Origin of the sequence: Streptomyces sp. NPDC060366 (assembly GCF_042725135.1) — a bacterium.
Lineage (GTDB): Bacteria > Actinomycetota > Actinomycetes > Streptomycetales > Streptomycetaceae > Streptomyces.
Window position 1 is genome coordinate 33,586 of sequence record NZ_JBHXDC010000017.1, and the last position, 12,609, is coordinate 46,194.

At 71.1% G+C, this 12,609-nt stretch carries 6 protein-coding genes; 3 read left to right on the forward strand and 3 right to left on the reverse strand.

Features of this window, described 5'->3' with window-relative positions; genetic code table 11:
* The first annotated feature begins 55 nt into the window (after nt 1-55).
* From ACFWHU_RS30655 to ACFWHU_RS30665, 3 genes are all read left to right on the forward strand, one after another.
* Nucleotides 56-3,574 (forward strand): CDP-glycerol glycerophosphotransferase family protein, encoded by a 3,519-nt coding sequence (locus ACFWHU_RS30655; protein ID WP_387228759.1) that lies wholly within the window; start codon nt 56-58, stop codon nt 3,572-3,574.
* Nucleotides 3,571-6,468 (forward strand): CDP-glycerol glycerophosphotransferase family protein, encoded by a 2,898-nt coding sequence (locus ACFWHU_RS30660; protein ID WP_387228761.1) that lies wholly within the window; start codon nt 3,571-3,573, stop codon nt 6,466-6,468. The genes ACFWHU_RS30655 and ACFWHU_RS30660 overlap by 4 nt, the downstream gene beginning before the upstream one ends.
* Before the next feature lie 71 nt (nt 6,469-6,539).
* Nucleotides 6,540-7,670, forward strand: coding sequence for a glycosyltransferase (locus ACFWHU_RS30665; protein WP_387228855.1), 1,131 nt, complete (start codon nt 6,540-6,542; stop codon nt 7,668-7,670).
* Between the two features lie 278 nt (nt 7,671-7,948).
* On the opposite strand, the gene ACFWHU_RS30670 is transcribed toward ACFWHU_RS30665, so the two are convergent.
* From ACFWHU_RS30670 to ACFWHU_RS30680, 3 genes are all read right to left on the reverse strand, one after another.
* Nucleotides 7,949-10,189 (reverse strand): CDP-glycerol glycerophosphotransferase family protein, encoded by a 2,241-nt coding sequence (locus ACFWHU_RS30670; RefSeq protein WP_385799682.1) that lies wholly within the window; start codon nt 10,187-10,189, stop codon nt 7,949-7,951.
* A 138-nt stretch (nt 10,190-10,327) separates the two neighbouring features.
* Nucleotides 10,328-11,245: a carbohydrate ABC transporter permease gene (locus ACFWHU_RS30675; RefSeq protein WP_387228764.1), complete on the reverse strand. Its 918-nt coding sequence runs from the start codon at nt 11,243-11,245 to the stop codon at nt 10,328-10,330.
* On the reverse strand, nt 11,242-12,606 hold the full coding sequence (locus tag ACFWHU_RS30680) for a carbohydrate ABC transporter permease (RefSeq protein WP_387228766.1): 1,365 nt from the start codon (nt 12,604-12,606) through the stop codon (nt 11,242-11,244). The genes ACFWHU_RS30675 and ACFWHU_RS30680 overlap by 4 nt, the downstream gene beginning before the upstream one ends.
* Nucleotides 12,607-12,609 lie beyond the last annotated feature (3 nt).

Here is a 12,609-nt window from a genome sequence, read left to right on the forward strand (position 1 = left end):
CACCGCTGTTGAGAAGTTCGCAAGTCCGGAAGTTCGGAAGGACCGTGCACCGCGCATGACCCCCCGCCTCACCGTCGTCGTGCCCATCTACAACGTGGAGGACTATCTCGACGACTGCCTACGCTCACTGGCCGGACAGACCATGGCCGACTCCGAGATCGTCATGGTGAACGACGGTTCCACGGACGGGAGCGCACGGATCGCGAGACGGTTCGCCGAGGCGGACGGACGGTTCCGGCTGGTCGAGCAGGAGAACGCCGGGCTCGGCGCCGCGCGCAACGCCGGAGTCCGGCACGCCCGTGGCGAGTTCCTCACCTTCGTCGACAGCGACGACACCGTGCCGGACGACGCGTACGAACGAATGCTCGCGGCGCTCGACGCGTCCGGCTCCGACTTCGCGACCGGCAACGTGCTCCGGCTCGGCCCCGGGGGCGCGCTGACGCAGGCGCCGATGTTCCGCAAGTCGATGGCGACGGCGCGCTCCGGAACCCGGCTCACCCGCGACTGGGTGCTGCTCGGGGACCGTATCGCCTGCAACAAGGTCTTCCGGAAGTCCTTCTGGGACCGGCACGCCTTCGCCTTCCCCTCCGGGGTGCTGTACGAGGACATCGCCGTCGTCCTGCCCGCGTACTTCCTGGCGAGCGGTGTGGACGTGCTGTCCGCCCCCGTCTACCACTGGCGGACCAGGGACGGCTCGATCACCGCGAAGCGCGCCGTGCCGAAGGGGATCCGGGACCGGGTCACCGCCGTCTCGTCGGTCGCCGGCTTCCTGACCGGCCGGGCGAGGACGGACACCGAAAGCGGCACCGACTGGGCCGACGCGCTGCGGCGCTACCACCAGCACGTGCTCTCCGGCGATCTGTGGCTGTTCATCGAGGCGCTGCCCGACGGTGACGCGGACTTCCACGCCGCCTTCCTCGACCACGCCAACGCCTTCGCCGCGACGGTCCACCAGAGTGTCTTCGACGGCCTGCCGCTGCATCTGCGCGTCAAGTGGCATCTGATCCGCGAACGCCGGATGCCCGAACTCCTCGCCCTGCTCGCCCACGAGAAGGCCGACCCCGGGGCCTTCGGCGTCCGTGGACTGCGCAGGTCCCGCGCCGAGTACCCGGTGCTCACCGGCGGTCTGCCCCGGTCCGTCGCCATCCTCAAGCCCAAGGAACTGCCGGTGACCTCGCATCTCACCGAGGCCGTGTGGCGCGAGGGGCGACTGCACCTCAAGGGCTACGCGTACGTACGCAACGTGCCCGCCGACGCGCGCCGCAAGTCCGTCAAGGCCGCCTGGCTGCGGACCGGGAAGCGGCGCGTGCTGCCGCTGCGGACGCGCACCGTACGGATGCCGGCGGCGACGTACGAGTCGAAGCAGGGCCTGCACATCTACGACTGGGCCGGTTTCGAGACCGTCGTCGATCCGCGCCGGCTCACGAAGGCCCAGGGCACGGGCGGCTCCGGGCGCACCGTCTGGAAGCTGGAGATGGGGGTGTTCGGAGCGGGCCGGCTCCGCCGGGCGCCGCTGCGGCTGACGGGCTCGGCAGCGGCGCCCGCCGTACCCGCCGTGCACTACGTGGACGACACCACGCGCGTCGTGCCCGCACTCTCCGGCAACAAGCTCGAACTGCGTGTGGAGCCCGTACGAGCCCTGCTCAGCGGCCACGCGCCCGCCGGCGGCAGCGCCCTGCGGATCGAGGGTCGGCTGCACGCCACCGCCGGCCGGCCAGGCGCGCTGGCCGTCCAGAACTGGTACACCAAGGACGTCCACGAGGTCCCGCTGAGGCTCGTGGACGGCACGTTCAGCGCCGACGTCCCGCTGACCGTCTTCGGCGACCCCACCGCGCGGCGGCGGGCCACCGTGCCCTGGGGCGTCCATCTCGTACGGGCCGACGGCAGCCGCTTCGCCGTGGCGGCCCGCGGCGCGATCCGGCCCGGACACTACGGGCTGGGCGACGGCCGCGAGGTGTACGTCACCGCCAACGCCGCGGGCGATCTCGTCCTCAGTGACCAGACCGAACAGCCGGTGGTCGACACGCTCGACTGGACGGCGAACGGCGAGCTGATCCTGACAGGCAGCCAACCCACGCTGGAGCGGGCCGAGTTGGTGTTACGGCACAGCGGCCACCACGAGGAGAACGTCTTCCCGCTCGACACGCTCGCCGACGGCCGATTCCGTACGGCACTGCTGCCCGCCGCCGTCGAAGGGCTGCACGGCGTACGCCAACTGGCCGAGGGCCGCTGGCTGTTGTACGTCCGAGAGCCGGGGGAGAGCGACCCGGAGCGCTACACCGCCGTACGGATCCAGCCCTCGCGGCACCAGACGCTGCCGCTCGTACGGATCCTGGACGGACGCGAGTTCACCCTGGACCGGCACCACCAGGACATGCTCCAGGTGCACTCCGGCTCCGCGCTCCCGGAACAGGACCGCGGCGCCTACCGGCAACAGCGACTGCGCCGCCTGTACGCGACCGCCCGCACCGCCGGGCCGCCGCGCGACGCCGTGCTCTACAGCAGCTTCGACGGCCGGCAGTACTCCGACTCACCACGCGCCGTCCACGAGGAACTGGTGCGCAGGCGGGCCCCGGTGGAGCACCTGTGGGTCGTACGCGACCGGCAGGTGACCCTGCCGGCCGGTGTCCGCGCCGTCGAACTCCACAGCGCCGACTGGTACGACGCGCTGGCCCGCAGCCGATGCGTCGTCACCAACACACATCTGCCCGAGTGGTTCGAGCGGGCGGACGGCCAGTACGTCGCCCAGACCTGGCACGGCACCCCGCTCAAGCGCATCGGCCGCGACCTCTCCGGCAGCGCCCACGCCGACGAGGCGTACATCGCGACCCTGCCGCGCCGGTCCGCCCAGTGGAGCGTGCTCGTCTCGCCCAACGGCTTCTCCACACCGGTCATGCGCCGTGCCTTCGGATACGAGGGCACGGTCCTGGAGTCCGGTTATCCGCGCAACGACCTGCTGCACGCGCCCGACCGGGACAAGGTCGCCGACGCCCTGCGCGAGACCCTGGAGATCCCCGAGGACAAGCGTGTGATCCTCTACGCGCCGACCTGGCGCGAGGACCAGCCCAAGAAGGGCGGACGGTACGGGCTCGACCTCAGGCTCGATCTGGCACAGGCCGCCGAGGAGCTGGCGGACGACCATGTCCTGCTCGTCCGCCGCCACTATCTGGTCGGCGGCACGGTCCCGGGCGCCGGGCGCGGCGCGGCCGACTTCGTACGGGACGTCTCCCGCCACCCGGACGTCGCCGAGCTGATGCTGATCAGCGACGCGCTGGTCACCGACTACTCGTCACTGATGTTCGACTTCGCGCAGACGGGCCGGCCGATGTACTTCCACGCGTACGACCTGGAGCACTACCGGGACACGCTGCGCGGCTTCTACTTCGACTTCGAGTCCGCGGCGCCCGGACCGGTCGTGACCGACACCGCCGCGCTCGTGGCGGCCCTGCGGGCCCCTGGATCCCGGGTGCCCACCGCCGCGTACGAACGATTCCGGGAGACCTTCTGCGATCTGGACGACGGCACCGCCGCCGCCCGGCTCGCGGACCTGATGCCCGTGGGGGGCGGCGCATGAGCGCGGTCGAGATCAGCTGTGTCGTCACCGCCGGACCGGACCCCCAGGCGCTGCGCCGGTCCGTCGAGTCCGTCGTCGCGCAGACCATGCGCGCCAACGAGGCGGTGGTGGTGCTCGGCCTGACCCTCCCGCAGCCGGTCGGCGGACCGGCCGGCGCGGGCCCGGACGACACCGAGTCGGCCGCCGATGAGGTGCGGGCCGTGGCGGACGAACTCGCCGCGCTGGACCCGGCGCGTGTCCGGATCGTCACTTCGGGCGCCGAGGCGCCCACCACCGCCGTGCTGCGCAACCACGGGCTCGACCAGGCGCGGGGCCGGTACGTCATGGTGCTCGGCGAGGGCGAGCGGCTCCAGCGGGACGCCTGCCGCAATCTGTGGGAGGCGGCCGAGCGCTCCGGCGCCGAACTCGCCGCCGGGCGGTGGACCCGGCGCGCGGGCCGCCGCGCCAAGGAGCAGCCCCCGGCGCGGATCGTCGAGAGCGAGCTGTACGCGCGCTCCCGGACCCTCGACGAGTTGGCCGACGCCCCCGAACTCGTCGTCGCCGACGCCCTGGTGACCGGATTCTGTGTGCGCGCCGCCCTCCTGGAGCGGACGGGGCTGCGCTACGCCGAGGACCTGGACCGCGCCGAGATCCTGTTCGGCGCCGAAGCGGCCACCGCCGCGCGCCGTATCGTGCTCGTCCCCAACCTGATCGTCGGCGGCCGGGCGGCCGATGACCCGGCCGGCACGCTGGAGGGACAGCTCGCCGCGCACGTACGGGTCGCCGAACTCCTCACGCTCCAGGGCCGTACGGCGCTGTGCGAGGCCCGTGACCGCGCCTTCCTCGCCGATCAACTCGTCGCCCTCGCACGGCAGTTCTCCAAGCTGGACGCGGAGACACGGGCCCGCACCGCCGCCCTGGTCGCCGCACTGCCCGCCGCCCGGACCGACCCGGACCTGCGGCTCGACCTGCCGCCCCTGGAGCGGGTCTGCCTCCAACTCCTCGCCGACGGCGACGCGGACGGCGTACTGGCCGCCGGCTACGCGCTCGGCAGGCCGGGCGCCGTCGCCTCCGCGCTGGCCGAGCGGGAGGGGAGGGTGTACTGGCGGGCGGCGCTGCCCGACGACCCCGGGGAGCGGGCGGCGCTCGACGTCACGGAGCTGGGACACCACTACAGGGCGGCGGCGGACACCCCGTTGCTCAATCAGCTCACCCACTGCGGTCAGGAGGGCGACCGGCTCGTACTCGAAGGACGGCTTCCGGCTCCGCTCCAACTGCTGGCCGTCGACGCCCCGTTGACCGCCACCCTGGAGTTCGTGGCGCGCGGCAGCGACGGACGTCTCGTCTTCCGCGTACCCGTGGAGGAGATGTGGCGCGAGGCCGACACCGTCCGCTGGCGCGCCTCCGTCGACATCGGCTCCCTGCTGCGCGTCGGCGGCGCGCGGGACCGCGTGTGCGACCCCCGCCTCGCCCTGCACACGCCCGCCGGCACCACCACCGGCCCGCTGTTCCTGGAGCGGGACCGGGTCGACGCGGTGGGCCACTTCCGGGCACGCCCGCGCCTCGGACGACTGTTCGGCGACACCTGGAAGCCGTACGTGACGGTGAAGCACCACCTCGCCTTCCAGCTTCAGGCGCGGCGCCGCCCCGGCCGTCTCGCGGCCGCCGCGCTCCACTACCTCACCCACTTCCGCCCGGCCCGCAAGGCGAAGCGGCTCGCCAAGGCGGTACGCCGGCGCTTCGACCGGCTCTCCGCCCGCTCCTTCAAGACGCGCGTCTACAACCGGCTGCTGATCCGGCTACCCGTCCGCAAGGGCTCGGTGGTCTTCGAGAGCCACATGGGCAAGTGCTACGGCGACAGCCCGCGCGCCATCCACGAGGAACTGCGCGAGCAGCGCCGCCGGGGGATGCGCCACACCTGGTCCTACGCGTCGTCCCCCGACGGATTCCCCGCCGACGCGCGGCTCGTCCGGCGGCTGTCCTGGCGCTATCTGTGGGCCCTCGCCCGCGCCCAGTACTGGGTCGACAACCAGGGCTTCCCGCTCGATCTGAGGAAGCCGCCCGCCACCACATACCTCCAGACCTGGCACGGCTCCGCGTACAAGCGCATGGGCTTCGCCGAGAGCCGGATCAAGGCGCAGAACGCCCCCGAGCGGGAGAAGCTGAGCGCCGCGCTAGGCCGGTTCGACCACTTCCTCGTACGGTCCGAGCACGACATCGCGACCCTGGCGCGCGACTACCGGCTGCCCGCCGAGTCGCTGGTGCGCTGCGGCTATCCGCGCAACGACCGCCTCGTGCGGGCCCGCGCCACCGACGAGAGCCGGGGGCGCTTCCCGCGACCCGCGCTCGCCGCCGACCTCGGGATCCCCGACCACCGTCAGGTGGTGCTGTACGCGCCGACCTTCCGGGGCATGCCGAAGAAGGGCCGGACGACACGACTGCCGCTCGACGTAAGGCGGTTCACGGAGCGGTTCGGTGACGAGTACGTCCTGCTCGTACGGGCCCACTACCTGGAGTCCGCGGCCTTGCCGGTCTGCCCACCCGGCACGGTGATCGACGTGTCCGCCCACCACGACGTCAGTGAACTGCTCTGCCTCGCCGACGTGTTGATCACGGACTACTCGTCGATCATGTTCGACTACGCCCTGCTGGACCGGCCGATGGTCTTCTTCGCACCGGACCTGGACGCCTATGTGGCGGAGCGCGGCAGCTACTTCGACCTGCGGGCCGAGGCGCCCGGCCCCGTGGTCGAGTCCGAGGAAGAACTGGTGCGGGTCATGGGCGAGTTGAAGAAGTCCGACACCGAGCACCGGGAGGACCGGGCCCGGTTCGCCGAGAAGTTCGGCGGTTTCGAGAGCGGCCAGGCCGCGCGTACCGCCGTGGACGTGCTCTTCGCAGGAAGGACCCGCCGGTGACAGCCGCGACCGACACGACGACCGGGACGACGACCGACACCGCCGGGTCTCCCGTCGCCGAGCCCCGTGAGCTGATCCTCCTCGCCAACGCCACCGACGTCCTCGGCGGCGTCACCGCCTGGACCCATCAGATGGCCCGTCTCTTCGGCGCCCACGGCCACCGCGTCCAGGTCGTCGGCATCCACGAGGCGGAGCTGAAGCTCACGCTGCCCGAGCAGCCCGCCTACCCGGTGACCGCGCTCTACCCCGCCCACCCGCCCACTCCTTGGCGCCCGCGCTCCCCGCTCGACCACTTCGACCTGGTCGCCCGCCGCCGTGAGGCGGTCAGGGTCGCGGGCAAGCGGCGGGCCGTCGCCCATCTCTCGGAGATCTTCCGGGCGGCCGGGCCCGGCGCGCTGGTGATCATCACCCAGGTCTGGCCGATGGAGTGGGTCCTGGAGGCCGACACCACGGGTCTGCGGCTGATCGGGATGAGCCACGAATCGTACGAGTACAGCAAGCGGTGTCACCGCTTCCGCTGGATCAAGAGCAGCTATCCGCACGTCGACCGCTGGCTCACCCTCACCCAGGAGGACGCGGACGCCTGGATCGCCGAGGGCTTCGACAACGTCGGCGCCATGCCCAACGCGCTGGGCTCGCTGCCCGAACGGCCTTCACCGCGCACCGGGAAGAACGTCGCCAGCATCGGCAGGCTGGACGACCAGAAGGGCATCGACCTGCTCCTGGAGAGCTGGGCGTCGGTGGCCGGGGCGCGGCCCGACTGGCGGCTGCGGATCTACGGCGCCGGCCAGGACGAGGCCGCGCTGAAGGAGCGGTGCACGGCGCTCGGGCTGGACGGCTCGGTCGACTGGATGGGCCGTACCGACGACGTGGCCGCCGCGCTGGCCGAGTGCTCGGTCTTCGTCCAGTCCTCGCGCGGCGAAGGCTTCCCGCTGGCGCTCATGGAGGCCATGGCGAGCGGGGTGCCGTGCGCGGCGTTCGACTGCGCGCCGGGCGTCAGGGAGATCGTCAGGGACGGCGAGGACGGGCTCCTGGCACCGCCGGGCGACACGGACGCGCTGGCCGGCCGGCTGCTGCGGCTGACGGGCAACCCCCGGCTGCGGGACACCCTGGGAGAGCGGGCACGGCTGAACGTCCAGCGGTACTCCCAGGACGAGATCCTGCACCGCTGGCACGAGCTGTTCGCGCTGCTGGACCGCTAGGTCGTGTCTTCAAAGTAGCGCCGTCCGCCCGCAGGGCGGGGCCTGGGGCGTCTGGTACGGCACCTCGCCGCGTTGTCGGAGTCGGCCGAGTACGGCCGATTCATCCGCAAGGCCGGTCCTCCGCCTCGCGATGCACCGCACCAACCGAGTCATCAGCCGCTCCGCGGCGGGCTCGGGCCCCGCCCTACGGGCGGACGGCGCTACTTGCCGGACACGCCCCAGGAGCGTCTTCCCGATCGCCGGCCGGGGCGCCGACGCGGCCCGGCCGGCGTCGAAACTCAGCGCCCCGCTTCCGACATGTTCCGGCCGTGCCGTTGCTGGGGCAGCAGCGGTGAGGGCGCCGGTGTGCGCTCCTCCAGCGGCAGGGGCTCCGGGAGCCCCGCCGTCTCGCCGAGGAAGACCCGGCGCACCACCCGCTCCGCGGCCCGTCCGTCGTCGTACGGACAGAACCGCGCCCGGAACGCCGCCCTCAGCTGCGCCGAGCGTGAGCCGCGCCAGTGGTCCGTGGTGAAGATGTCGATCAGGTCGTCCTCGTCGCGCGCCACCGCGCCGGGCGGGAAGGCCCGGACGTCGAAGTAGGTGCCGCGGGCCGCCTCGTACGCCTCCCAGTCGTCGATGTGGATGACGACGGGCCGGTCCAGATTCACGTAGTCGAACATCAGCGACGAGTAGTCGGTGATGAGCGCGTCGGCGGCCAGACACAGCGACTCGACCCGGTGGTGCCCTGAGACGTCGATGATGCGCGGGTGCGGGGTGTGCGGCAGCGGCGCCTCGTACGTGTGGTGGGCGCGGGTCAGCACCACGAAGCGGGGGCCGAGCGCCTGGGCGAGCCGCTCCAGGTCCAGCGGGACGTACGGGGTGCGCCGGTAGTCGCGCTGCGTGGGCGCGTACAGGACGGCGGTGAAGCCATCGGGGATGCCCAGGGACTCCCGCAGCCGGGCGACGTCGGCCGAAGTGGCGCGCTGGAACACGTCGTTGCGGGGATAGCCGTATTCGAGCGCCGTGTGACCGGCCGGATACGCCTTCTCCCAGACGAGGGTGGAGTGACGGTTCGCCGAGAGGGAGAAGTCCCACTGGTCGACGCCCGTCAGGAGCCGGTCGAACTCGGTACGGCGGGCGGCGGCCGGATGGTCCTGGAGGTCGAGGCCCATGGATTTGAGCGGGGTGCCGTGGTGCGTCTGGAGGAGGATCTGCTGCGGGCGTTTGACCAGGCGCCGGTCGAAGTTGACGTTGTTGACGAGGTACTTGTCGCGGGCGAGCGCCGTCCAGTAGCCGAAGCTGTCGGGGCGCAGCCTGCGGGTGCCGGTGGGCACGGTGTGGTGGTACTCCGCGCGGCCGATCCACGACGTGCCGATGTGCGGGGCGAGTTCGCGCACCTTCTCCTCGATGGCCGCCGGGTTGCAGGCGTAACCCCGGCCGTCGTACGCCGCGAAGACCGCCCTGTTCTCCCGTACCGGCAGGCACCGCTGCATCCGGTAGTGCAGGTGCAGCGCCCCGGCGCGCATGCCCCGGCCCAGGGCCGTGGCGGCCTGCCGGGCGCCCATCTGGACGCGCTGCGCCGTCCACAGGGCGCGGTAGGTGCGGTGCGCGCCGAACCGCAGCAGCGTGTGGCGCAGCCGGGCCCGCAGCAGCGGCGCGGAGCCGGGGGTGCGGTGGCGGCGGTGGTGGGCGCGGGCCCGGCGGAAGAACTCGGGGCGGCTGCGGCGCGGCAGCCGCCCCCGTACGGCGACGAGTTTGGAGAAGTGGTCGAGCATCCGCCGGAACAGCACGGGGCGCCAGTCGTCCAGGGCGGGCCGTGAGTCGATGAACGCGAAGACCCGGTCGTACTGGTCGAAGATGTCGAAGTGCTTGCGGCTGGTGGTGGAGAGGATGTTGCCCTGGCGCCGCTGCCGGTAGTGCACACAGACGCGGTCGAGCGTCGCGATCGAGTCGGCGGCCATCAGCGCGGGGAAGGTCCAGGGCGTGTCCTCGTAGTAGCCGGGCGGGAAGGCGAAGCCCTGCCGTTCGATGTACTCACGGCGGTAGGCCTTGTTCCACACGACCATCAGCACCCTCAACAGGCCCGGTCTGTCGATGAGCCGGAAGGGCGCGGGGCCTCTCTCGTCGAGCAGGTCGGAGAGGATGTTGCGGACCACCTCGCCCGACCAGTACGTACGGGCGTAGTCGTAGACGAGGACGTCGGGGCCGTCCGTCTCCTTGAGCCGGTCGGCGATCGTCTGGAGCGCGCCGGGGGTGAGGGTGTCGTCTCCGTCGAGGAAGATCAGGTAGTCGCCGGTGGCTCGGGCGATGCCGGCGTTGCGGGCGGGCCCGAGACCCTCGTTCTCCGGGAGGTGCACGGCGACGACACGCGGGTCGGCGGCGGCGACTTCGTCGATGATCGTCCCGCAGGCGTCGGGTGATCCGTCGTCCACGGCGATGAGTTCGAAGTCCTCATAGGTCTGGCCGAGCACCGATTGCAGACACTCCTGCAAGTACGCCTGGACCTTGTACGCGGGGACGATGATGCTGAACCGGGCCATGGCTCGGGAACGGCCGATGGAGTGACCTGGTTACGCCAGACGTGGCATACGGGGGACAAATACGCCGGGCGGGCCGGTAGTTGAACCGGCCCGCCCCTTTTGGCGCACTTCTCCCTCGAACGGGTGCCCGAGGTGGCCCTACTTGACCGCCCCCGCCATGACGCCGGTGACGAACTGCCGCTGGAACAGGAAGAAGACCGCCAGCGGGATGATCATCGACAGGAAGGCGCCGGGCGCCAGCACGTCGATGTTGTTGCCGAACTGCCGTACCTGCTGCTGGAGGGCGACCGTGATCGGCGGGGACTCGGAGTCCGCGAAGATCAGGGCCACCAGCATGTCGTTCCAGACCCAGAGGAACTGGAAGATGCCGAGCGAGGCGATCGCCGGACCGCCGAGCGGCATCACGACACGGGCGAAGAGACGGATCTCGCCCGCGCCGTCGAGCCGGGCCGCCTCCAGGAGTTCGCGCGGGATCTGCGCGAAGAAGTTCCGCAGCAGGAAGATCGCGAAGGGGAGTCCGAAGGCGACGTGGAACATCACCACGCCGAAGGTCGTCTCGAAGATCCCGATCTCGCCGAAGAGTTCGGAGACGGGGATGAGCGCGACCTGGACCGGGACCACCAGCAGACCCACGACCAGCATGAACCACCAGTCGCGGCCCGGGAAGTCCATCCACGCGAAGGCGTATCCGGCGAGCGCGCCGATCACCACGACCAGCACGGTCGAGGGGACCGTGATCATCACCGTGGACCAGAGGGAGTTGGTGATGATGTCGTTGGACAGCAGCTCCGAGTAGTTCTCGGTGGTGAGCTGCGCCGGCTTGGTGAAGACCTCCCACCAGCCGCTCGCCGCGATGTCCGACGAGCCGCGCAGCGAGGAGATCAGCAGACCGATCGTCGGCATCATCCAGAACAGGGCGACCAGGATCAGGAAGACCTGGACGACCCCGCTGCCGGCCTTCTCGGCGATCCGGGCCGACAGGGACGGCTTCGGCTTGGCTGTCGTGTCTGCGGGCAGCGGCCGCTCCGCCTTGACCGCTGTGTCGGTCGTAGTCATCGGCGGCTCTCCTCTCGTATCCGGCGAATGTTGAAGAGCATCACCGGGATCACGAGCAGCAGGAGGAATACGGCGATCGCGCTGCCCACGCCGACGTTGGCGTCCGTGCCGAACGACGAGCGGTAGAGCTGGAGCGCCAGCACGTTCGCGTCGTCCTGCGAGGAGCCTGGCGCGATGATCAGTACCAGGTCGAAGATCTTCAGCACATTGATCATCAGGGTGACCATCACGACGGCCAGGACCGGTGCGAGCAGCGGCACGGTGATCCGGCGGAACACCTGCCACTCGTTCGCGCCGTCGACCCGTGCGGCCTCCAGGAGTTCACGCGGCATGCTCGCCAGACCGGCACCGATCAGCACCATCGCGAAGCCCGCCCACATCCACAGATAGCTGCCGATGATCGCGGGGGTGACGAGGTTCGGGCCGAGCCAGTCCACGCCGTTGTACGGCTCCCTGAAGTTGCTCTCGGGGAGCTGGAGTACGGCTCCGTCGGCCGAGGCCGGCAGGGTGAACGTACCGTCGGAGGCGGCGCTGGCGGACGCGACGACCTTGCCGTCCTTGACCGCCTCGATCTTGAGACCGGGCAGGCCGAGTTCCTTGGAGTCGACGACGTTTGGCTTGCCGCCGCCGCCCTTCGTGAAGTCCAGCCAGGCCGTGCCGGTGATCTCGCCGCCGCCGCTCCCGGCCGCCTTTGCCGGTACGGCGTCCGACGGCATCTTGCCCGCGGGCACGCCGACCAGCGGGATCAGCACCGGAGTGCCGGCCGTGACCGGTGTCTTGGTGACGAACGAGCCCTTGGCCTCGCCCGCCTTCAGCGGATGCACCGGCAGTGGACGCGCCTTCGGATAACCGGCCGATTCGGAGAACGTGTCGTGCACGCCAACGGCGACGGCGTTGGCGATGCCGCGCTCCGGAGCCTGCTCGTACACCAGCCGGAAGATGATGCCCGACGCGAGCATCGAGATCGCCATCGGCATGAAGACGATCAGCTTGAACGCCGTTCCCCAGCGCACCCGTTCGGTGAGTACGGCGAAGATCAGACCGAGGGCGGTGGCGACCGTCGGGGCCACGATCACCCAGATCAAGTTGTTCTTGATCGCGGTCCGGATGGTGTCCTCGGTGAATATCTCTACATAGTTGTCGAAACCGGCGAAAGTATCGCCGGACTGGTCGAAGAACGACCTGTAGACGGAGAACCCGATCGGGTAGACCACGAGCGCGCCCAGCAGCACCAGCGCGGGCAGCAGGAACGCCACCGCGAAGCCTTTACGTGTGCCGGTCACGCTCTTGCGCTTCCCCTTGGCAGGGGGCGGGGGCGCCGGCACCGAAGTGCCGGTGCCCCCTGTTGTCGCCGACTTCACCGC